General features: G+C 41.7%; 19 protein-coding genes and 1 pseudogene. 8 read left to right on the top strand and 12 right to left on the bottom strand.

Annotated elements, in window-relative coordinates; translation table 11 throughout:
- Positions 1 to 24: 24 nt before the first annotated feature.
- The 4 genes from BVU_RS01395 to BVU_RS01380 all read right to left on the bottom strand — a co-directional run bounded on the left by BVU_RS01395 (position 25) and on the right by BVU_RS01380 (position 4727).
- The gene (locus tag BVU_RS01395; RefSeq protein ID WP_011964684.1) at positions 25 to 429 is read right to left on the bottom strand and encodes a DUF3244 domain-containing protein; all 405 of its coding nucleotides are present in this window, start codon (positions 427 to 429) and stop codon (positions 25 to 27) included.
- Positions 430 to 587: 158 nt separating this feature from the next.
- Complete coding sequence (locus tag BVU_RS01390; RefSeq protein WP_005853058.1) at positions 588 to 2444, bottom strand: tetratricopeptide repeat protein; 1857 nt, start codon at positions 2442 to 2444, stop codon at positions 588 to 590.
- Positions 2445 to 2673: 229 nt separating this feature from the next.
- A complete protein-coding gene (locus tag BVU_RS01385) occupies positions 2674 to 3303 on the bottom strand; it encodes an AAA family ATPase (protein WP_005845633.1) in 630 nt (209 codons plus the stop codon).
- Positions 3304 to 3356: 53 nt separating this feature from the next.
- Complete coding sequence (locus tag BVU_RS01380; RefSeq protein ID WP_005845631.1) at positions 3357 to 4727, bottom strand: MATE family efflux transporter; 1371 nt, start codon at positions 4725 to 4727, stop codon at positions 3357 to 3359.
- Positions 4728 to 4848: 121 nt separating this feature from the next.
- Between BVU_RS01380 and BVU_RS01375 the strand changes: the two genes are divergently transcribed.
- From BVU_RS01375 to BVU_RS01345, 7 genes are all read left to right on the top strand, one after another.
- Positions 4849 to 6222, top strand: coding sequence for a S8 family peptidase (locus tag BVU_RS01375; RefSeq protein WP_005853060.1), 1374 nt, complete (start codon positions 4849 to 4851; stop codon positions 6220 to 6222).
- Complete coding sequence (gene xseA / locus BVU_RS01370) at positions 6222 to 7529, top strand: exodeoxyribonuclease VII large subunit (RefSeq protein ID WP_005845625.1); 1308 nt, start codon at positions 6222 to 6224, stop codon at positions 7527 to 7529. The genes BVU_RS01375 and xseA overlap by 1 nt, the downstream gene beginning before the upstream one ends.
- Before the next feature lie 8 nt (positions 7530 to 7537).
- Entirely contained in the window at positions 7538 to 7741 is a 204-nt protein-coding gene (gene xseB, locus BVU_RS01365; RefSeq protein ID WP_005845622.1) for an exodeoxyribonuclease VII small subunit, read from the top strand.
- Positions 7742 to 7921: 180 nt separating this feature from the next.
- Positions 7922 to 8941, top strand: coding sequence for a branched-chain amino acid aminotransferase (locus BVU_RS01360; RefSeq protein ID WP_005845621.1), 1020 nt, complete (start codon positions 7922 to 7924; stop codon positions 8939 to 8941).
- 17 nt (positions 8942 to 8958) lie between these two features.
- Positions 8959 to 9585: a DUF975 family protein gene (locus BVU_RS01355; protein ID WP_005845619.1), complete on the top strand. Its 627-nt coding sequence runs from the start codon at positions 8959 to 8961 to the stop codon at positions 9583 to 9585.
- Positions 9586 to 9707: 122 nt separating this feature from the next.
- The gene (gene trmB, locus BVU_RS01350) at positions 9708 to 10466 is read left to right on the top strand and encodes a tRNA (guanosine(46)-N7)-methyltransferase TrmB (RefSeq protein WP_005845616.1); all 759 of its coding nucleotides are present in this window, start codon (positions 9708 to 9710) and stop codon (positions 10464 to 10466) included.
- 10 nt (positions 10467 to 10476) lie between these two features.
- Complete coding sequence (locus BVU_RS01345; protein ID WP_011964682.1) at positions 10477 to 11577, top strand: Mrp/NBP35 family ATP-binding protein; 1101 nt, start codon at positions 10477 to 10479, stop codon at positions 11575 to 11577.
- 67 nt (positions 11578 to 11644) lie between these two features.
- Here the strand turns inward: BVU_RS01345 and BVU_RS01340 are convergent, their stop codons facing one another.
- From BVU_RS01340 to BVU_RS01305, 8 genes and pseudogenes are all read right to left on the bottom strand, one after another.
- Complete coding sequence (locus BVU_RS01340; protein ID WP_008667799.1) at positions 11645 to 13495, bottom strand: M56 family metallopeptidase; 1851 nt, start codon at positions 13493 to 13495, stop codon at positions 11645 to 11647.
- 22 nt (positions 13496 to 13517) lie between these two features.
- Entirely contained in the window at positions 13518 to 13883 is a 366-nt protein-coding gene (locus tag BVU_RS01335; protein ID WP_005845609.1) for a BlaI/MecI/CopY family transcriptional regulator, read from the bottom strand.
- A gap of 185 nt (positions 13884 to 14068) precedes the next feature.
- The gene (locus BVU_RS01330; RefSeq protein WP_171030623.1) at positions 14069 to 14494 is read right to left on the bottom strand and encodes a copper resistance protein NlpE; all 426 of its coding nucleotides are present in this window, start codon (positions 14492 to 14494) and stop codon (positions 14069 to 14071) included.
- 38 nt (positions 14495 to 14532) lie between these two features.
- The gene (locus tag BVU_RS01325; RefSeq protein WP_005853065.1) at positions 14533 to 15783 is read right to left on the bottom strand and encodes an ABC transporter permease; all 1251 of its coding nucleotides are present in this window, start codon (positions 15781 to 15783) and stop codon (positions 14533 to 14535) included.
- A 14-nt stretch (positions 15784 to 15797) separates the two neighbouring features.
- Positions 15798 to 16973: an ABC transporter permease gene (locus tag BVU_RS01320; protein WP_011964680.1), complete on the bottom strand. Its 1176-nt coding sequence runs from the start codon at positions 16971 to 16973 to the stop codon at positions 15798 to 15800.
- Between the two features lie 6 nt (positions 16974 to 16979).
- Positions 16980 to 17966 (bottom strand): HlyD family secretion protein, encoded by a 987-nt coding sequence (locus BVU_RS01315; RefSeq protein WP_011964679.1) that lies wholly within the window; start codon positions 17964 to 17966, stop codon positions 16980 to 16982.
- Between the two features lie 26 nt (positions 17967 to 17992).
- A pseudogene (locus tag BVU_RS01310) lies at positions 17993 to 19457 on the bottom strand (TolC family protein).
- 215 nt (positions 19458 to 19672) lie between these two features.
- Complete coding sequence (locus BVU_RS01305; RefSeq protein ID WP_005845594.1) at positions 19673 to 20545, bottom strand: hypothetical protein; 873 nt, start codon at positions 20543 to 20545, stop codon at positions 19673 to 19675.
- A gap of 156 nt (positions 20546 to 20701) precedes the next feature.
- On the opposite strand from BVU_RS01305, the gene mdh reads away from it, so the two are divergent.
- Positions 20702 to 21643 (top strand): malate dehydrogenase, encoded by a 942-nt coding sequence (mdh, locus tag BVU_RS01300; protein WP_005845592.1) that lies wholly within the window; start codon positions 20702 to 20704, stop codon positions 21641 to 21643.
- The last annotated feature ends 13 nt before the right edge of the window (positions 21644 to 21656 follow it).

The following is a 21656-nucleotide window of genomic DNA, read 5'->3' as shown; positions in this document are numbered from 1 at the left end:
AGTTGGGTTATGAAAACAGGTCTGTCACTCTTTAGTGAAATATCCCGTTAAATGTCCGGAAGGTGTACCTGTTATTTCTAGTTTATATTCTTCTGCAGGGAAATTTGCAATAGAAATTGTGATGTAAGCGCTCTGTACTTCAGGAATATCATTTTCATAAACGACGCCCCCTTTTGCCATATCTGTGATGCGGATGGTCATATCACGGTCGGGTGACGCGTTCTTGAGGGTAAGGAGATAGCCATCGGTAAATACAGTTATGGGGCAATTGGTAGCAGCACTTCTAATAGGATCATCCCATCTGCCATCCAATTCTACATCTTTAACAGGAGTTTCTGTTGTATTGGCTTGTACAGGCAAAATACCTATTAATGTAGTTATGATAATAACTATACTCCATATCTTTTTCTTTATACTTTTTAACTTCATGACTTTATGTTTGTTTTAATTGTTTTGTTTGGGGCAAAGTTAGAGGATAAATCTTAAAAACGTGCAGATATCATGTGGACAAATGGAAAAAGGTAATAAGTTAATAACTAGCTTATTACCTTTTTTTATAGGAGGGCGATATAGACAATTGTTTATTTTTAGTATTCCATAAGCCATAAATCAAGGCTTTGATTTTCGCCTAATGAACCTATTTCTTGTACGATGCGTTCTTTTAATCTTAATTTTCTTTTGGACACAGATGTGGGCGAGATGGCTAACATATTGGCGATGTCACCGTTGCTGAACCGTAGTTTTATCAAACAGCATATTTGTATATCACCGTCTGTTAAGGAAGGTATCTGATGACATAGTCTTTTAGTATAGTTATCGAATAATAAATCTATTTTTTCTTTTATTTCTTGCCATAGTTTGTTGTCTATATACTTTGTTGTTTTTAGCTTATTGAATAATTCTGTCTGCTTAATGAGTTGGTTACATAAAAAAGCCTCGCGTTTATGTAGATACTGGTTTTCTTTTGATAGATGTTCCATAGCTTCCAGTTCTTTCGATTTTTCTTTTAATGACTGGGCATAATTGCTTATATGATTTTGCAGGTTATTGTTCTCCAGTTTCAGCGTTTCATTCTGTTGTTGTATTTCTTGTCGTATTTTATTTTGTTCTTTCCATTGTTCTTTTATCTCTAGGCTTCCTTCCATTTGGATCGTAAGTTCTTCTATCCGCATTTTGTTGCGGTTTATCAATGTCTCATTTTCATGTATTTTCATAGTGAAATAACGAATTTTTTCTTCTTTCTCCGATATCTCTTGTTTTTGAGAAACTATTTTTCGTTGGTATAGATAGTTTGTTATTGCTATGATGAAAGACAAAATGATTAAGGCAATGAGCACATTGCGTATGATCCGGTCTTTCTTTATTTGTGACAGATTATTTTCATTGATTATTTTTTGCTGATCATATTTTTCTTGCATCTCTATTAATGCTTTATTGCGATCTGTTTTACCTATTGAATCTTGATAGAACCATAGCTTATTACTGTATTCTACTGCCTTTTTGTAATCTTTTTCTTCTTGACTAATATAATATAGTGCTTGATAGGCGCTACGGGCTGTATGGATATTAGGTGACAGGCAAGCTTGGTTTAGGTAAAAATATGCAGAATCGTACATTTTTAAATAGCGATAAGTATCTCCCAATGAAAATATTCTTTGATCAGTCTTTTTTATTTTAATACAATCTTTTGCATACTGAAGAGCCTTTTTATTTTCTCCTGTTTTAAGAAATAAAAAACTGGTTTCGTTCATGGCGCTTGCCAATATGGTAGGATAGTTATTCACTTGTCCTATTTTTATAGCTTTTTCATAATATTCTATCGCTTTATTATATTGTTTTTTCTGTGAAAATGCTCTGGCGATATATATGAAAGAGAAAGCTATGTATGTTTGGTTGTCGGATAGTTCGGCATTATGATGTGCTTTTTCAAAATATTCCATAGCATAATCATTTAGTTTTCGATACAGATACATTAGTCCTACCTCTGAATTGATAAGAAAGCCTAATTGATAATCATTTGTTTTCTCTATTTCAGTCGCTGCTTCTAGATAAAATGACAATGCATCTTCGGCATGATGACTTTCATGGCGCAAGATACCTTTATAATATAGCGCCAATGCCTTTCTTTGTGCATTATCATGTTTGGTGAAATAAGAGTAAGCGATATTTATTAAAGAATCGGATTGTTCAATTTGGTTTTTATATTGAGCTTGTGTCATCAATAATGCCCATGTGGCATATTGTTCATTTTCAGAAGGAATGTCAGGTTGTATGCCCTGTAATATATGCAGTGCGCTGTCGGGATATCTGTACATCATTGCTTCTGCCTTTGCCAATTCGGGTTGGAAGGCTGTGGGGTAGTTCTTGTTGTGTGTACAGGATATCAGACTGATAATTATGCTAATTATTAGCCCTGCATATTTGAAACTGCTCATAGTAATCATTTCTATATTATTGGCGATAGGAATCTTATGGGATATGTTGCGTAAGTGAATGAATTGGTTGATTTTATAGGAAAAGTTTGAAGATTGATGTTTTCTGATTTATCCTGCCATGGTATAATATAAAGGGATGTGCCTGAATTATTTTAAATACGGAATAAAAAATCAGGCATGTCCCTTCATTATAGCTGGGGTAACCCTTTGAATTGTCTGTATACCATTTTTAAAGTAGTTAAAATCCTAACTTTAATTTTACAAACTGTTTGATGAATTGTACTGTTCCATCAATCCCCAATACGGACGAATCAATGCATAAGTGATAAGTTTCGGCAGCTCCCCACGTTTTGTAACTATAATAATTATAGTAAGCCGACCGTTTTTTATCTGCTTTTTCCATCAATTCTTCAGCGGCTTCTGTAGAAATATGATGGATATGCATCAATCTTTCGATGCGTGCTTCTTTGGAAGCAGAAACGAATATATTAACGCAACGGGGATGGTCACGCAAAATGTAGTCGGCACATCTGCCGACAAACAGACACGATTGTTTTTCAGCCAGTTCACGTATTACGTCGCTTTGTATTTTGAACAAAGCGTCATTGCTCAGACAACTGCCATAGGGAATGGCTCCGTCGCTGATAAAAGGAAAACGTGTTCCGAACAGACCGCCGATAATGCTTTGAGAAGCTTTTTCATCTGCTTTTTCAAAGAATTCCTTGCATAGGCCGCTCTCTTCCGAAGCTAGTTTGATTAATTCTTTATCGTAAAAGGCGATACCAAACTCTTGGGCCAGTTTTTCGCCTATCTCTTTTCCTCCACTGCCTAGTTGGCGTCCTAGGTTGATAACATAATGCTCGTTCATAGTCGTTGTCTATTGATTATGTGGGCAAATATAAGGAAACTAATTTTTAATTCTTAATTTTCAACTTTTAATTTGTTACCGTGGGTCTTAAAAATCTTGAACTGGCGGTAAAGCATGATTCCTGCGACAACACTTGCCGCCAAGTCTGATATTGGCATACTCCACCAAATTCCTGCTGATCCCCAGCAAAGAGGGAGCAGGATGATGCTGGGAAGCAAGAATAATAATTGTCGGGTTAATGACAGGAAGATGGCTTTACCGGCCATGCCGATACTTTGAAAAAAATTGGACGTTACCATCTGAAACCCGATAATGGGAAAAAATATGACTACAATGCGTAAGCCGGTAGCTGATAGCTGTATCAGTCCCTCATGAGTGGTAAAAGCGGATACGGCCAATTCGGGCATCAGTTCACCTACTAGAAAACCGGTTGTTGTAACAGCGGTGGCGCCATAAATGGTAAGTTTTAATACCTGGTTTACACGATGATATTGTTGGGCGCCAAAGTTATAACCGGCTATGGGTTGCATTCCTTGATTCAGCCCCATCACAATCATGACGAACAGGAAAACAATCCGGTTTACAATACCAAATGCGCCAATAGCCAGATCGCCATCATATTCTTTCAAACCTTTGTTAATGAAAATTACAATGAAGCATGCTGCCAGATTCATCAGGAACGGAGACATACCGATAGCGATGGTGTTTTTTACGATTGTACCGCGCAGTTTGTAAATGCCTCGGCGGAGATGAAGCAACTCGTTCTTGTTGGTGAAGGTCTTGAATTGCCACACCAGTGAGATGATTTGGGCCAGAATGGTGGCAATGGCGGCACCCTGGATACCCCAATGGAATAGATAGATAAAGATAGGGTCAAGGATGGTATTGATAATTACTGTGGTGATGGTGGCTGTCATTGCTTTTTGTGGATGCCCCGAAGCGCGTAGTAAGGCATTCAGTCCCAAATACATGTGGGTTATAACATTGCCTAGCAGGATAATGACCATGTAGTCTCGTGCATAGGAGATGGTATCCGGGCTTGCCCCGAAGAAGTAGAGAATAGGATCAAGGAAAAGCAAGGTTAATATACTGAATCCTATACCTATAATAAAGTTCAGCGTAACTACGTTACCCAAAATGTTTTGGGCGGTAGCATAATCTTTCTGTCCTAATTTTACGGAAACTAATGTGGAGGCACCCACACCGACCAGTGAACCGAATGCAGCCGCCAGATTCATCAGCGGGAAGGTGATAGCCAGTCCTGAAATAGCCAAAGGGCCTACACCGTGACCGATGAAGATGCTGTCTACCATATTGTATAGGGAAGATGCCGTCATAGCGATAATGGCGGGTATTGCATATTGTAAAAGTAATTTTCCGATTGGTTGTGTTCCCAATTCTGTGGGGGTTCCTGTTTTTGCCATACTTTATTTTCTGTCTTTTTACCTGTTTAACCTGAATTCGGCTGCAAAGGTACACAAAAAATGAGTGTGAGGGAAAAGTTTGTTTATCTTTGCATTTAAAAAAATAAACGGAATAGAATTAATGAATAGTCAAAAAGGAATAGTGGGCTGCTTGCTATTGGCATGCACCTTACAAATGTCGGCACAAGTAAAAACGTATAAGTATCGTGTAAACTTTCGCGATAAGGCGGAAACAACCTATGCATTGGACAAGCCTTCGGCTTATTTGTCCGAACGTGCTTTGGAGCGTCGCATGAAACAGGGATTGCCCGTTGATTCTACAGATATTCCTGTGTGCCGGAGCTATATAGATATGCTGGTTGGAAAAGGAGCACAGCTTGTATCCAAAAGTAAATGGAACAATACAGTGGTAGTGCAGGTATCCGACACGTCGGTTATTGATAAAGTGGCGGCATTGCCTTTTGTGACAGCTGTCCGGAAAGTGTGGACAGCTCCCGACAGTATTCCTGCCCGCAATGCCAACCGTAAAAAAGAGGTGACCAATAGGGTGACAAAGAGTAATAACTATTATGGGGATGCGTGGCGGCAGATTGCTGTTCATCACGGGGACAGTCTTCACGCTGCAGGTTTTCGTGGGAAGGGGATGCAGATAGCGGTCATTGATGCCGGTTTTTATAATGCTGATGAAATCAGTGTTTTCAAAGGAATGGACTTGTTGGGAACACGCGATTTTGTAAATTCTCACTCGGATATTTATGCCGAGAACTATCACGGCATGAAAGTGTTGTCTTGTATGGCTGCCAATAAGCCGAATGTATTGGTCGGCACGGCTCCCGAAGCTTCATATTGGCTTCTCCGTAGTGAGGATGATGATACGGAACAGCCTGTGGAAGAGGATTATTGGGCGGAAGCTTTGGAATTTGCCGATAGTGTGGGAGTGGATGTGGTTAACACTTCATTGGGATATTATGAGTTTGATGATACGACCATGAATTACCGGTACCGTGATTTGGACGGGCATTATTCATTGATGTCTCATTCCGCTTCTTTGGCTGCCGATAAAGGATTGGTGTTGGTATGCAGTGCCGGAAATTCGGGGCGTGGCACATGGAAAAAAATCACACCTCCGGGAGATGCGGAAAATGTTATTACAGTGGGGGCGGCGGACCGGAATCTGGTTAATGCTGATTTCTCTTCTGTAGGAAATACTACAGATGGCCGTGTAAAACCGGATGTGATGGCGGTGGGAGTTGCTTCGGCCGTAGCGGGTAATGATGGAACGGTTTCTCATGCCAATGGTACTTCTTTCGCATCGCCTACATTGTGCGGGTTGGTAGCCTGTTTCTGGCAGGCTTGTCCCTGGCTTACTGCCAAGCAGGTGGTGGAGGCAGTGCGGAATGCAGGAGACCGTAAAGAGTATCCGGATAATATTTACGGTTATGGTGTGCCTGATATCTGGAAAGCTTGTCAAATAGAATTAGAGAAGAAAAAATAATGGAAGAACATCCTCTTTCTTTATATGAACTGAATGCGTTGGTTAAGCGTAGCATTCATGCTTGTCTGCCCGATACTTATTGGGTTCAGGCAGAGCTGAGTGATGTACGTTCCAATTATTCCGGTCATTGCTATTTGGAATTTGTACAGAAAGAGCCACGGGGGAATAATCTGATAGCTAAGGCAAGGGGGACTATTTGGAGCAATGTCTACCGTCTGCTGAAGCCTTATTTTGAAGAGGAAACCGGGCAGGCTTTTGTTGCAGGTATTAAAGTGATGGTGAAAGTGGCTGTGGAGTTTCATGAATTGTATGGTTACTCGCTTACTGTGCAGGATATAGATCCTACTTATACATTGGGGGATATGGCGCGTCGCCGTCGCGAAATCTTGAAGCAATTGGAAGAAGAAGGTGTGCTGACTTTGAATAAGGAACTGGAGATTCCTTTGCTGGCGCAACGCATAGCCGTTATTTCCTCGGCTACGGCTGCCGGTTATGGTGATTTTTGTAATCAACTGGAACAGAATCCCTATGGTTTTGTCTTTTATCCGCGTTTGTTTCCTGCTATTATGCAGGGGGAACGGGTAGAACAATCTGTCATTACCGCATTGGATGCTATCCATGCCTGTCGTGATGATTGGGATGTCGTGGTTATTATCCGTGGCGGAGGCGCCACGTCCGACCTTTCGGGGTTCGATACATATGAGTTGGCGGCTAATTGTGCTCAGTTTCCTATACCTATTATAACCGGTATAGGGCATGAGCGTGACGATACGGTGTTGGACTGTGTTTCTCATACTCGTGTCAAGACACCTACTGCTGCTGCCGAGTATCTTATAAATCATTTGCACGACACTGCCAAGGTTCTTGAAGATTATGCATCGGCTGTACTTCATACTATCTCTACCCGTATGGAACGGGAAAATACTCGGCTGAACCGGATGGTAGAACGTATTCCCATGCAGACGCGGATGAGGCTGAAAGAGGAACATTATCGCCAGGAACGAATCATGAAACATTTGGAAGTAGGCCTGCAATCCCGTCTGACAAAAGAAACCCATTGTTTAAAAATGATGGAAACTCGGTTGGGCATCGTTTCACAGCGTCGTCTGGTAAAGGAAAAGCATCGGCTCCAACTTTTGGAGCAGGAATTGAAGGCGGCATCTCCCGAAAATTTGTTGAAAAGGGGATATAGTATCACGCTGAAAAATGGCAAGGCGGTGATCGATGCTTCTGTATTGCAGCCGGGTGATGAACTTACCACCCGTTTTGCCAAAGGAGAAATAAAGAGTATAGTAACTAAAAAATAAAACGAAGTATGGCAGCAAAGAAACAAACCTATGAACAGGCTATGAAACGTCTGGAAGAAATCGTATCACGCATAGACAGTAATGAGTTGGACATAGACAGTTTAGGTGTGAACCTGAAAGAGGCACAGGAATTAATCAAGTTTTGCCGGGATAAACTTTATAAAGCCGATGAGGAGATAAAGAAAATGTTGGATAATAATGTTTCAATGTGACAATATGCTAATGTGCCAATTGGCTGCGCTATATTCTGCATGGCATATTTGTACCTTAGCACATTGACATATTGGCAAATTATAAAAGCTATAAATAAAAAAGCTGTTTTGATTGGAATTTGCAAATATAAAACGTAATTTTGCTCTCATTCGTAAATAATAACATAATTAAGATACACTATGAAAGAGATTGATTGGGCAAATCTGTCCTTCGGCTATATGAAGACAGACTATAATGTACGTTGCTACTATCGTGACGGTGCATGGGGAGAGTTGGAACTTTGTTCGGAAGAAACGTTGAATATTCACATGGCCGCCACTTGTCTGCACTATGGGCAAGAAGCGTTTGAAGGGTTGAAGGCTTATCGTGGAAAAGACGGTAAAATCCGTATTTTCCGTCCTGAAGCCAATGCGGAACGTTTGCAAAGTACTTGTGACGGTATTCTGATGCCGGAACTTCCTACAGAAAAGTTTGTGGCCGCTATAAAGAAGGTGGTGAAAGCCAACGAGCGTTTCATTCCTCCATACGAAAGTGGTGCGGCTCTTTATATTCGTCCGTTACTGATTGGTACAGGTGCTCAGGTGGGGGTTCACCCTGCCAATGAATATCTGTTTGTGGTATTCGTAACTCCGGTAGGTCCTTATTTCAAAGGTGGTTTTTCTACTAATCCTTATGTTATTATCCGTGAGTTCGACCGTGCCGCACCTTATGGAACCGGACGCTTTAAGGTGGGCGGCAACTATGCTGCCAGCCTGCGTGCCAATAAGAAAGCCCATGATTTGGGATATTCCTGCGAGTTCTATCTAGACGCCAAGGAAAAGAAGTACATTGACGAGTGTGGTGCGGCTAATTTCTTCGGCATCAAAAATAATACTTACATTACACCAAAATCATCTTCTATTCTGCCTTCTATAACGAATAAGAGTTTGATGCAGCTGGCCGAGGATTTGGGTATAAAGGTAGAATGTCGTCCGGTTCCTGAAGAAGAACTGGAAACCTTCGAGGAAGCGGGGGCTTGCGGTACGGCGGCTGTTATCAGTCCTATCCAGCGTATTGATGATTTGGAAAACAAGAAATCGTACATTATCTCTAAAGATGGAAAGCCGGGTCCTGTTTGTACAAAATTGTATAACAAACTGCGTGCTATCCAGTATGGTGATGAACCTGATACACATAATTGGGTGACAATTTTAGACTAATAGAAAAATAGATTCTTATGAAAACAAATTCAGAATTGAAGAATCGGGCAATCGATGCGTTGACCGGTAATTGGGGACTGGGTGCGGTTATTACCTTGGTCTATGGACTGGTGATGAATGCCCCTACGCTGCCCTATCGTATTATGGAGTCGGTGGCTTCGTCTTCCTTTAGTCTCATCGCTTTGTTGCTTTTGCCATTGGGCTTCGGCTATACCGTCCTTTTTTTGGATGTGATTCGTGGAATAAAGCTGGATTTTGCCCGTCTTTTCGATGGGTTTAAAGACTATGGACGGATATTGGGTACAATGCTGCTGACTACAGTCTATACGTTCCTGTGGACGTTGCTGCTTGTCATTCCGGGCATCATGAAGTCCTATTCATATGCCATGACGCTCTTTATTCTGAAAGATTATCCGGAGTTGCAGTACGATGCTGCCATAGAGAAAAGTATGGCGATGATGTCCGGTCATAAGATGAAGATGTTCTTGTTGGATTTGAGCTTCATTGGTTGGGCTATTTTGTGCTGTTTTACTTTGGGGATCGGTTTCTTGTTCCTGGCTCCTTATGTAGAAGCATCACATGCTGCTTTCTATGAAGATCTGAAGAAAGAATTGGGAGAGTCCGTTGAGGCAATTTCTGAATAATATAGAAAATAGAAAGATAAGAAAAATAGACCTGCAAGTGAATTGCGGGTCTATTTTTTTTCTCTTTCACAGGATATTCCTACCTTTGCCTGTGGAAACAAATTAATGATAGACTAATTTTCATGGGAAAAGGAAAACTGGAGAAATTTGCTGATATGCGGGAGTATCCGCACGTGTTTGAATACCCTTATTCGGTGGCCGATAACGTTACGTTCGATATGAAGGGGAATTGGAACCGTGACTTTTTTAAGAACGATAATCCGATAGTTCTGGAACTGGGATGCGGACGAGGTGAATATACCGTAGGGCTGGGTCGTATGTATTCCGATAAAAATTTTATCGGTGTAGATATAAAAGGGGCCCGTATGTGGACCGGTGCGACGGAAGCGCTGAAAGATGGCATGACGAATGTGGCTTTTTTGCGTACCAATATCGAAATCATCGACCGTTTTTTTGCTCCGGGTGAGGTGAGTGAGATATGGCTGACTTTCTCTGATCCGCAGATGAAGAAAGCGACTAAACGTCTTACTTCCACATACTTTATGGAACGTTATCGTAAGTTTTTGAAGCCGGACGGACTGATTCATTTGAAGACCGACAGTAATTTTATGTTTACTTACACCCGCTATATGGTAGAGGAAAACAAATTGCCGGTAGAGTTTATGACCGAAGATTTGTATCATTCCGGTTTGGTGGATGACATACTAGGCATCCGTACCTATTATGAACAACAATGGTTGGATCGTGGTTTGAATATAAAATATATGAAGTTCCGTCTGCCGCAAGAGAAGGAGTTGCATGAACCCGATGTGGAAATAGAATTGGATGAGTATCGCAGTTACAACCGCAGTAAACGAAGCGGGTTGAAAACAAGTAAATAATAACAGAATGATGACTTTATATCCGAAATTGATTTTGGACGCCTTGGCAACAGTGCGTTATCCCGGAACGGGAAAGAATTTGGTGGAAGCGGAGATGGTTGCCGATAATCTTCGCATTGACGGTATGTCGGTAAGCTTTTCGTTGATTTTTGAGAAACCGACCGATCCGTTTATGAAATCTATGATAAAGGCTGCCGAAACAGCTATTCATACTTATGTTTCACCTGATGTACAGGTAGCTATTGTGACAGAGAGCCGTCAGGCGGCGCGTCCCGAACCGGGTAAGCTGCTTCCATTGGTAAAAAATGTCATTGCTGTTTCATCCGGAAAAGGCGGGGTGGGCAAGTCTACTGTGGCGGCCAATCTAGCTGTGGCCTTAGCTAAACTGGGATATAAAGTAGGTTTGCTGGATGCTGATATTTTCGGTCCTTCTGTGCCTAAAATGTTCCAGGTGGAAGATGCCCGTCCTTATGCTGAGCAGATTGACGGTCGTGATTTGATTGTGCCGATTGAAAAATATGGTATCAAGTTGCTTTCTATCGGTTTCTTTGTCGACCCTGATCAAGCTACTTTATGGCGTGGAGGGATGGCTAGTAATGCTTTGAAACAACTGATTGGAGATGCCGCATGGGGAGAACTGGATTATTTCATATTGGATACGCCTCCGGGCACCAGTGATATTCATCTGACTTTGGTGCAGACTTTGGCTATTACGGGAGCTGTAATCGTCAGTACACCTCAGCAGGTGGCTTTGGCTGATGCGCGCAAGGGAATCAATATGTATACCAATGATAAAGTAAATGTTCCTATTTTGGGATTGGTGGAGAATATGTCATGGTTTACTCCTGCGGAACTTCCTGAAAATAAGTATTACCTTTTCGGAAAGGAGGGTTGCAAACAGCTGGCAGAGGAAATGAATGTGCCTTTGTTGGGACAAATTCCTATTGTGCAGAGTATCTGTGAAAATGGTGATAAAGGAACTCCGGCTGCTTTGAATGAGGACAGCATTACCGGGCGTGCATTTATAGAGTTAGCTGAAAATGTTGTGAAGCAGACTGAGAAGCGTAATGAGGAACAGGCACCGACACACATTGTGGAGATGAAGAAATGATTTAGGAATATATTTTTAAGATGAAAAGAGACTGTTCGGAACAGCCTCTTTTCTGTTTTTATGCTCTTTATTGCAGTTTGAAAGTTACAGGAACAGTGTATCTGCAACGTACTGCTTTGTCTTTTACAGTTGCCGGCTTCCATTTTGGCATGGATTTTACAACCCGTGCTGCTTCAGCATCCAGTTCGGGGGTAATGCTGCGTACTATGCTTACATGGTCTACCGAACCATCTTTTTCAATAACCATCTGTACGATTACTTTACCTTGTGCTCCTTCCTTTTGCGCTGTTACGGGATATTTTATGTTGCGTGCCAAATATTGCAAGCAGGCTATCATACCTCCGGGGAATTCAGGCATATTGTCTGCTATCTGGTATACGGGGTCTTCTCCGACAAGAAGTAATCTCACCAGTTCCGGATTTTCCATATCTTTGATGGGGCAGAGTTCTTTTACCGTGAATTTTCCTTCTTGATAACCTTTATGGTTAATGGCAATGGTTTCGCCTACTCCTACTGTTAACTGAGCTTCTCCGTGAGCGTTTGTCGTGGCTTTGGCATTTGTTGAAGAAGAAATAAGTTCTACTCCTGCAAGTTGTTGGTTATCATTATTGGATATTTGTAACTTGATCCGTATTTGTTTGCCGGCTTTGATGTAGGCGGCAATATCATCATCGGTATCGAAAATGGCAGTGACATTCGGTTTGTTTGCTGAAAGTAGAAGTGATTGGTGTTTGGAACTTTTAGGAGAGGAAACGTCTAGGGAAACATACTTGGGAGTCGTCATATCCACTTCTATGGTAGCCTTTCCTTCTGCATTGGTCTTGAAAGTTTTTACTTCATTACCCGGTTTGATTTGCAGAGTAATATTAGGCTGAGGCTTACCTTCACTATTGGTTACGGTAATAGTGAAAGTCACCAGACCTTGTACTGTTGTGTTGACAAAAGATGCCACTTCTTCCCTTTCGGGGCGTGGGGTGCTTTCTTCCGTGGAATAGATTAACCTTTCGGCTGTCCGTGCCACGGTTTCAATGTTGCTGACCAAGAGTAGAGCAGCAGTCAGCGGTGCAAACAAGGCATATTTGATATGCCCTGTGGTGCGGGTTCTTTTTTTGTTCATCATTTTAATTCTGTTTTTTAAGTGTGATAAGTTGAAATTATTATATAAACCGGTTTGTCTGTTTTGGTTGGCTAATCCCAAAAGGTGATATTGATATGCTTTCTTATTTGTGCCGGATTCCATTACTTTATGATCGGCAAGGTATTCCAAATTGAGTCTGATCTCTGTTTTCAGCAGCCATGCAAAAGGATTCATCCAGCAAATGATATTTACTATTTCACTGATAATGACATCTATGGAATGCCATTGGCGGACGTGGGTCTGTTCGTGCGTCAGGATTTCTTGTTTTTCATCTTCTTTCAGTCCGGGCAGATAGATGAAAATCCATTGCCAGAAAGAGAATGGATTGGCAGGTTCTGATAGACTGCGTATGGATATTTGGTCTACATTTATACTCTTGCTTTTTAAGACAAGGCGGAAAATACTGCTTAGTTGGATCATAAATCGTGCGGATAATAAAAGGATTCCAATCCAATAGACGAACTTTATTATATCAAGCAGGTCGGGTGTGGGAATAGCAACAGGAGCTGTGACTACTGTGGCAGTGGAAGTATTTGTTTCTGTCAGCATCATCAGTGCGTAGTAATCTGCCAGTTCATTGATGGCAGGTTGTTCTTTCACCCATGCTTGCATATCCATCAGCGGATAAAGAAAAGAGAGGGCAAGAAAACTCAGCAGTGCGATACGACGCCACTGGAAGAAAGTGTCGCGACAGCAGAACAGCTTGTAGAAAGCATAGAATAAGGCGATGCCTATATTTACTTTCAGCATGTAGATGAGTTCGGGTGCTGTAGTTATCATAGTATTTGTGAATTTAGCAGGATTATTTATCTTCTTCTTTCTCTATCAAGTTGATAATGTCTTTCAAGTCGGCTGCGGAGATTTTTTGCTCTTTGGCGAAGAAAGATACCATTTCCTTGTATGAGTCAGCAAAATAGTTCCGGACCACACCACTTACAAATGTGCGTTTGTATTCGCTTTGTTTAACCACTGGGGTGTATTGATAAGTGTTGCCGAATCGTTTGGCCGTAACGTACCCTTTTCTTTTCAGGTTGTTCACTATGGATGCCACCGTAGTATAAGGCGGCTTGGGTTCGGGAAATTTAGCAACTATGTCTTTCACGAAACATTCTCCCATGCTCCAAATATGAAGCATCACTTCTTCTTCTTGTATCGTTAGCTTTTCCATAAGAAAATGAATTGATTACGATGTTTTCGCAAATCTACGAAAAAATCGTAATAAGCAAAAGGAATGGGAGTTAATTAGTGTGAATACAGATTGTGGGCAGATAAAAAAACAAAGTGAAGAATCCGGCTGTGATAGATTGAAGCGGACCCTTCACTTTGGCATGAAAATGACAGATGAAGTAAAGTTTATTTTTTGTGTAGAATATAATGGTCTGCTAACTCTCCTGTTATTGCCTGTTTGTCTTGATTGAGAGCGGTCAGGGTATTCTCACCGACTTTATAATATTGCTTATCCTCTCCATTAATTAAAGTTATGATATTACCTTCAACAGAGTAAGTTCCATATTCTTTGAAAGTAGCATCCTGCCGGTCAATATATTCTGATATCAACTCAAAAGTCTTGTCTTTTTTAATAGTCAGGGTCATGTTGATACCCGGACAGTCGGCAGCCGGAAAAGTTCCGGTGTAAGTACCGTCATAATCCAATGAGTTTTCTGCATTGTGCATATCCGTTGTTTCGGTGGAGGTTGCAGAATCGTTAGTGTTTTTGGAGTTGCTGTTACATGAAGTAATCAGCAGGCATACGCATGCCAGAATAAAAAGTTTTTTCATCATAAATAATTCATTTAGTTCTTAATTTATAAACAAATTCAGACGACATTTGTTCTGCGTCTTTTCTTAATCTCTTTTAATCTTTCGTATACATGTCTGCGGCTTAAGGTAATCTGACGACGGTATACGATGCAGGTGGTAAGGAAATAAACACCTGTTTGTATCCACAATACCCGGTACTCTGTCAGCACATCGGTCAGTGTGGCTCCCATATTGTTGATGCGTACAAAGCCGTTGATGCCGAAAGTGGAAGGGAACAGCCACGAAACCACCTCCCAGAATTTAGGAATGGCAGTACCTGGCCACGAAATGCCTGAGATAAATAGCAACGGTACTGAGGTAAATACATAAATCATCATACAGGCTTCCCGATGGTGAATAAAGATAGAACAAGTCATCGCGAAAAAGATGCATGCCAGTATATAGGGAAACATGAATGCCGCTAGGGTTCCGGCTTGAGCTATTTGTACCAGGCTGAACATTTTGGGAACAAGGCAGAGCATATAGGTAGCCATGACAGCATATATCATAAGGTAAGTCAGTGATTTGCCTAAAACAATGCGCAGCGTGCCATGATAATGGCGGCTCATGGGGATAAGGTCTCGAAAACGGTTGTTCTCACGAGCAGTTCCGGCAGATAGACCTACTCCTAGCAGTAAAGTTTGTTGGATAATCAGTATCAGTACGGCGGGTATCAGGAAGCTGGCAAAACCGTTCTGCGGATTGAAAATGGAAATATCCTCATACGCTATGGGAGACGTGCTCACTTCATCTTGTCGGATGGTTGTGTTGCCGGAGCGTTCTATCTTTATCTGTTTGTTCATTACCAGCGAGGCATTGGTGTTGGCTGTCAGCATGGCTTTGTAGTATAGCATACCGCTCATGTCACAGTAGATGGTGACATGGGTTTGAACTCCTTTAGTAATGTCGCGGCTGAAGCTTTCAGGAATATAGATGATGCCATACACTTTGCCGTTCTTCAATAAAGTTTTTGCTTCTTCCATATCACTGCAATGAGATACTATTTCCAAGTCGGCACCTGCATCTACCAGACGCAGGTATTCACGGCTGAGGCTGGAACGGTTGTTATCTACTACAGCAGCAGGGACTTCACGTACTGTTTCATTGGTATATATAAAGGTATAGAGAAGCGGATAGCCTAGTGGTACCAGAATGAAGAAGATAAGTACACCCTGATCCTTTACAACTGCTTTCAACTCTTGCCACCAGATGTAGAAAAGGTCCTTGGTTCCTTGTGAGATGATATCTTTGAGTTTATATGTTTTCATACCTGTTTGCCGTTTTAGGGAATATATACATAATGTAATAGTACTGTGCGCAGTCTTTTCAGTATAAAGAAAGGCAACAGTATGAATAACATCAACGCGACTACTGAATGCCATGCGTAAATCAGTGGATATCCGTTAAGTGCCAAATCTACATAAATCAGGAAGTAGTGGCGTAACGGGAATAGATTGGCCAGTGCCTGTAATACAGGATTCATTGCCATAACCGGAAAACTCATACCCGATATGGAGAAAGAAATCACCCCCCATAGGGAGGCGGTGCTCAGTGCCAAGCGGACTGTTGTAAACAATCCGAACAGAAATACTCCGAAAGCCTGTGAAGCCAGTACTAGTAACAGACCGGCAAACAGCATGGGCAGTATACCGCTATTACAGGGATAGTGCAGGAAACCGTATAGATAAACATTATAGAAGGTGGCCATGACAAAGAAAACTACAGTCTGGGGCAGCAATTTGCCGGTCAGGGCTACGGTGATGGAATTGTCTGCCATGTCCATCCATTCTTTTTGGGTGTTGGTTTTCATTTCACTTCCAATGGTATAGACGGTGGTCATAAAGATGAGCAGCATCAGGATACCCGGTATGATGGTGTTACTCAAATATACAGAGTAATTGAGCCATGGGTTGTTTAATACATGAGAGTCGATGACTATGGGCTGCAGGAATGCCATGGCCTGGTCTTCTGTAGCTCCTTTGGCATATAAGGTGGCACGGCCGATGGCTCCACCCGCCAGCTCGGACATGGTGCGCTGGTCTTTATAGAGTAATGAACCTGCTACCAGATAGGAGTAGTTGGTATAAAAGGAAACCTTGGGTTGACGGCTTGCTAATGCCTTCTCGGTAGTTCCTTTTGGAATATAGTAGAAAGCATAGATCTTTCCTTGCTGCATGGCTTTGCGAGCATCCGCGAAACTGGGGTAATGTGCTATGATTTTAGTCTGCTGAAAAGCGTCCAGATTACGGATGATGCTGCGTGTGGTAGCTGTGTTGTCCAAATCGACCACACCTGCCGGCATATCCGTAGGGAGTCCGTTCCACATTAATGTAGTGAAGAAGAGATAACAGAACAAGGGAGCTATGATCATGCAGAACAGATATAGCGGTCTTGTGGCGATGCGGAACACTTCACGCCGGGCTATGCGGAATATACGGTTATGGACAGTATTGTTCATTGTTTGTTATTTCTCGATGATGGCACTCATTCCCGGACGCAATCCGTCTGTTCTCTCTACAGGAACAGCTTTCACCTCGAAGGTCTTCAGGTCGAATTGTCCCGTAGTCTTGGTTGCTTTCCAGGCAGCATATGTACCCAGATCTTTCATATAAGTAACCTTGAATTTTATTTCTTTGTCAAAGGCAGGAATAAATGCGCTAATCTCATTTCCTATGGTAAAGTCTTTTAGGAAATCTTCGCGTACATTAAATGTTACCCACATGTCATTCAAGCGGGCCACGTTCATAATGGGGGCACCGGTACCTACCAGTTCGCCTGTTTTGGGAAAAATTTCGGTCACTTCTCCATCAGCTGACGCGGTCAGTATCGTTTCGTCTATGTAGGAGGAAACTTCGGCTACAGCACCTTTGGCACGTTCTACTTGGGCTGCGGCTGCTGCTTTGTCTTCACGTTGTGCACCGTTCTTTGCCATTTCGTATTGGGAGCGTGCTGCTTTTTCTGTAGCGGTCATGGCATCAAATTGTGCTTTGGCTTCATCACGTTTTTGCGCGGACATTACGCCTTGTTCAAAGAGCCGGTTGACACGGTTGTATGACTTTTCAGCAATTTCTACTCCGGCTTTGGCTTTCTGCCACATTTCGTAGGCAGCTTGCAGTTGCTCTTGGCGGGTACCTCGTTGTGCTTTTTCATTCAAGGCTTGTGCTGCTTGTTCGGCAGCTTGTGCTTGAGAAAGTTTGGCTTTTACATCGGGGGCTTCAAGGATAGCCAGTGTGTCACCGGCTTTTACTTTGTCTCCTTCCTTTACACGAAATTCCAGAATGCGTCCCGGCACTTTGCTGGATACACGGTATTCGTCGGCTTCTGCTTGCCCCTGAATGATTTCCGGACCTTTACCCAGTGTAAAGAAACCTATCAGTGACACTATGACAATGACTGCTGTCAGTGAAATAAATGCCAGCAAAATATTGCTGTGTTGTGATCTTTCTGCCATATCTTTTCGTTTTTAATCTTTAATTTTTATTTAAGCACTCCCATTGATTTGCGCAAATAGACTTCAGTCAGTTTTACATCAATCTGAGCGTCTATTTTGTCCGACTGGGCAGATAACCAAGCGGTTTGCGCTTCCAATACGTTACTGGTAGGAATGACTCCTTCCATGAATCCCAGTTTGGCATAGCGCAGATTCTCGTCTGCTTTTTCCAGATTTTTTTCAGCCATACTCAGGCGTTTGGCTGCTTCATTTACTTTATAGCTGGCTTGGCTTACCTGCAATTCTACCTTTTCTTTTGCATCTGCCAGTTGGTAGCGGGCAATGTTTGCTTCCGCTTTGGCAGCTTTTACCTTATACATTCCTTCGCCCCAGTTCCATATTGGAATTTGTACCATAGCGCCAACAGCCCACATGCCGCGGAATTTGCGTTCAAAGCCGTTTACCAATGAGGGATTGGTTACCATGTAGTTGGCGGTCAGAGCCACTGTAGGAAGAAATCCCGCGCGGGTGATATTGACTTTTTGGTCATAAATTTTATTAGCTAGATCCAAACTTCGTAATTCTTCGCGATTTGCCAAAGCGGTGGCTACATTATCACCTACATGATATTCAAGGAGAGTTTAAGCTTTCTACGTCTTCATCTGCTAAACGTATTTCATCATTTAAAGGCAGACCGCATAATTGGCATAGTACCATTTTAGATAGGCTTAATCCGTTGTCTATTTGTGTGAGCTTCATTTCGGCTTCATTCACTTTTACTTTTACACTTAGTCCGTCGGCTTTGGTGGCGACACCTTCGGTTATCATTTTATCTACATCACTGTCCAGTTGGCTGACCAGTTGCAGATAGCTTTGGGCTAGTTTTTTCTTGTTTATCAGTGAGATGACTTGCCAGTAAGCTTGGTCTGTACTCAAAATGATATCCTGCATACCGGTGGCGTGCTGTGATTCGGCCAGTTGTTCAGCGTATTTGGTGATTTTATTGTAGGCAACGATTTTTCCTCCCATGAAGATGGGTTGGGTAAGGGTCACAGCTCCTGCATACATATTGCGTGTGTCGGTGCGCAGCGCATCTACCAAACCTTGTCCTACCTTGTTCAGTGCATTTCCAATACCTGGGATGAGGGGAGCAAGTGGTTGCAGTATTTGTGCGAGTTCGGGATTGGAAGCTGCCAGTTGTTGGAAAGTTTCCTGTATGGAGCCTTGGGCGGTAGTCCCTATCTGACTGATAGCTCCCTTTTGTTCGTCACTTAATAAAGAGATTTCTTTCTGAGTGCGCATATAGGTTCCTATAGCCGCAATCTTAGGAAGATAATTGGTAAAAGCCGCTTTCTTTTCATAATGTGCAGCTGTTATCTTTTCAGCTGAAATGCGCAACTCTTTATTGTTGGATAATGCTAAAGCACGACAACTATCTAAGGTGAGTGTGCTTTGGGCTGAAATACTATCTAAAACACCGATAAATAGGATAAAAGCTGCAATCTTTTTCATTATAGTGTTCTTGTTTTGTTGTTTTTTAAGTTGTTTATGCAACAAAAATAAGACAAATCTTCAAGAAAGCCATATTCTGGATGTTATTTTAAAATATTTTTATAATTCTGCAATCTGTATATTTACTGCTTTTGCTTGGTGGAGAAAAAAACAGCCGGTTTGTTTCCAACCGGCTGTTTTTTTATTAAATATATTGAAGGAGAGAATGTTCCTTGTTATTTCATGCTGAAAGCTTGTTGTCCTATCATGGTTCCATCAGCGAAAATATAAACATGATAAGTTCCGGCAGGCAAATATTCCTCTACGTCCCAATATACGGTTACATTTTGTTCTTCTCCGGTGTATTCTATGTATTTCTTGATGGAATAAACCAAATTACGGTTTTCGTATGGGAATGTGTTTGAAGCGTTTTTGGTTAGTATGTCATTGTCTGGTTTGGCAATACGTATATATAAAGTACGTTCACCTGTTTTGGCGGTAATATTCTTGACAATGGTGAACGAGATGGCTATCTTTTTCACATCTTTTACTTTCTTGGCTGTTTTACCACGTTTATTTCTAGGCTCTACGCTAATTCCTGTGGCATCCAATTGGGCTGCCAAGGTGACCTTTTCATTCAGATTTTTTTTCTCTTGCGATAAATTATTGATTTGACGGGTTGCCTGCGTATATTTTTGTTTTACTTCTTGGTTTTCTTCAGCTAGTGCTTGGTTGAGTTTGTTCAGTGAATCTATTTGGATAACATAGGTGCGTAGTACGGCACGTACTGTTTTCAGTTCTTTCTTCAAACGCATGATCTCAGCTGCGTTACTGGTCTTTACTTGTCGTAATTCTTCTAGCAGCCGCTGTGTTTTCAGCTTCTCACTCTCCAGCTTTTCGCGCAAGGAATCATTGTTTATCTGTATCTGAAGTTCATCATATTGGGTGGCGAAAGTGGTATATTCGTTTTCCATTTCCAGTTTTTCCACAGCGAAGAGTTCGCTCATTTCCTTATTCTCTTTTGCTTGATGAAAAGCATAAAAAGAAACTCCGCCGATAATCACAACCAGCAGAATAATGACAATAATCAGTTTTTTGCTCTTATCCATAGTGTTACATTGAATTTTGGACAAAAGTACAATAATTTATGTAGACTGCTCGAAAAATATTATGGAAATTTTTCTTTAATTCGGAATATCATTGTAACTTTGCGGTGCTTTTAAGAAGGCGATTTTATTATCAACTTTAAACAAAATATAGAGATTATGTCAAAAGTAACCGTAGTAGGCGCAGGTAACGTAGGTGCTACATGTGCAAATGTTCTTGCTTTTAACGAAGTAGCAGACGAAGTAGTAATGCTGGACGTTAAAGAAGGCGTATCAGAAGGTAAGGCAATGGATATGATGCAGACAGCTCAGTTGTTGGGCTTCGACACAAACATTGTAGGTTGCACTAACGATTATGAAAAAACAGCTAACTCTGACGTTGTGGTTATCACTTCAGGTATTCCCCGTAAGCCGGGTATGACCCGTGAAGAACTGATCGGTGTTAATGCAGGCATCGTTAAGTCAGTTGCTCAGAATATCTTAAAGTACTCTCCTAATGCTATCATCGTAGTTATCTCTAACCCGATGGATACTATGACTTATTTGTCATTGAAAGCTTTGGGCTTGCCTAAGAATAGAATCATCGGTATGGGTGGTGCTTTGGATAGCTCACGTTTCAAATATTTCTTGTCTCAAGCCTTGGGTTGCAACGCTAATGAAGTGGAAGGTATGGTTATCGGTGGTCACGGTGATACTACTATGATTCCTTTGACTCGTTTTGCTACTTACAAAGGTATGCCTGTTTCTAACTTCTTGTCTGAAGAAAAATTGCAGGAAGTTGCTGCTGCTACTATGGTAGGCGGTGCTACTCTGACTAAGTTGCTGGGTACTTCTGCATGGTATGCTCCGGGTGCAGCTGGTGCATTTGTTGTTGAATCTATCATCCACAACCAGGGTAAGATGGTTCCTTGTTCAGTTTATTTGGAAGGTGAATACGGTGAATCAGATATTTGCTGTGGTGTGCCTGTAATCTTGGGTAAGAACGGTATTGAAAAGATCGTTGAATTGCCTTTGAACGAAGAAGAAAAAGCTAAATTTGCTGCAAGTGCTGCTGCTGTTCGCAAGACTAACGCTGCTTTGCATGAAGTAGGTGCTCTTTAATAAGAACAAGCTA

The sequence above is a fragment of the Phocaeicola vulgatus ATCC 8482 genome (genome assembly GCF_000012825.1).
GTDB lineage: Bacteria > Bacteroidota > Bacteroidia > Bacteroidales > Bacteroidaceae > Phocaeicola > Phocaeicola vulgatus.
This window is presented reverse-complemented; position numbering and strand designations above follow the sequence as displayed.

Bases quoted from the DNA above. Each gene is read 5' to 3' on its own strand.
- BVU_RS01395 (WP_011964684.1), bottom strand. From the start codon at position 429: ATGAAGTTAAAAAGTATAAAGAAAAAGATATGGAGTATAGTTATTATC.
- BVU_RS01390 (WP_005853058.1), bottom strand. From the start codon at position 2,444: ATGATTACTATGAGCAGTTTCAAATATGCAGGGCTAATAATTAGCATA.
- BVU_RS01385 (WP_005845633.1), bottom strand. From the start codon at position 3,303: ATGAACGAGCATTATGTTATCAACCTAGGACGCCAACTAGGCAGTGGA.
- BVU_RS01380 (WP_005845631.1), bottom strand. From the start codon at position 4,727: ATGGCAAAAACAGGAACCCCCACAGAATTGGGAACACAACCAATCGGA.
- BVU_RS01375 (WP_005853060.1), top strand. From the start codon at position 4,849: ATGAATAGTCAAAAAGGAATAGTGGGCTGCTTGCTATTGGCATGCACC.
- xseA (WP_005845625.1), top strand. From the start codon at position 6,222: ATGGAAGAACATCCTCTTTCTTTATATGAACTGAATGCGTTGGTTAAG.
- xseB (WP_005845622.1), top strand. From the start codon at position 7,538: ATGGCAGCAAAGAAACAAACCTATGAACAGGCTATGAAACGTCTGGAA.
- BVU_RS01360 (WP_005845621.1), top strand. From the start codon at position 7,922: ATGAAAGAGATTGATTGGGCAAATCTGTCCTTCGGCTATATGAAGACA.
- BVU_RS01355 (WP_005845619.1), top strand. From the start codon at position 8,959: ATGAAAACAAATTCAGAATTGAAGAATCGGGCAATCGATGCGTTGACC.
- trmB (WP_005845616.1), top strand. From the start codon at position 9,708: ATGGGAAAAGGAAAACTGGAGAAATTTGCTGATATGCGGGAGTATCCG.
- BVU_RS01345 (WP_011964682.1), top strand. From the start codon at position 10,477: ATGACTTTATATCCGAAATTGATTTTGGACGCCTTGGCAACAGTGCGT.
- BVU_RS01340 (WP_008667799.1), bottom strand. From the start codon at position 13,495: ATGATAACTACAGCACCCGAACTCATCTACATGCTGAAAGTAAATATA.
- BVU_RS01335 (WP_005845609.1), bottom strand. From the start codon at position 13,883: ATGGAAAAGCTAACGATACAAGAAGAAGAAGTGATGCTTCATATTTGG.
- BVU_RS01330 (WP_171030623.1), bottom strand. From the start codon at position 14,494: ATGAAAAAACTTTTTATTCTGGCATGCGTATGCCTGCTGATTACTTCA.
- BVU_RS01325 (WP_005853065.1), bottom strand. From the start codon at position 15,783: ATGAAAACATATAAACTCAAAGATATCATCTCACAAGGAACCAAGGAC.
- BVU_RS01320 (WP_011964680.1), bottom strand. From the start codon at position 16,973: ATGAACAATACTGTCCATAACCGTATATTCCGCATAGCCCGGCGTGAA.
- BVU_RS01315 (WP_011964679.1), bottom strand. From the start codon at position 17,966: ATGGCAGAAAGATCACAACACAGCAATATTTTGCTGGCATTTATTTCA.
- BVU_RS01305 (WP_005845594.1), bottom strand. From the start codon at position 20,545: ATGGATAAGAGCAAAAAACTGATTATTGTCATTATTCTGCTGGTTGTG.
- mdh (WP_005845592.1), top strand. From the start codon at position 20,702: ATGTCAAAAGTAACCGTAGTAGGCGCAGGTAACGTAGGTGCTACATGT.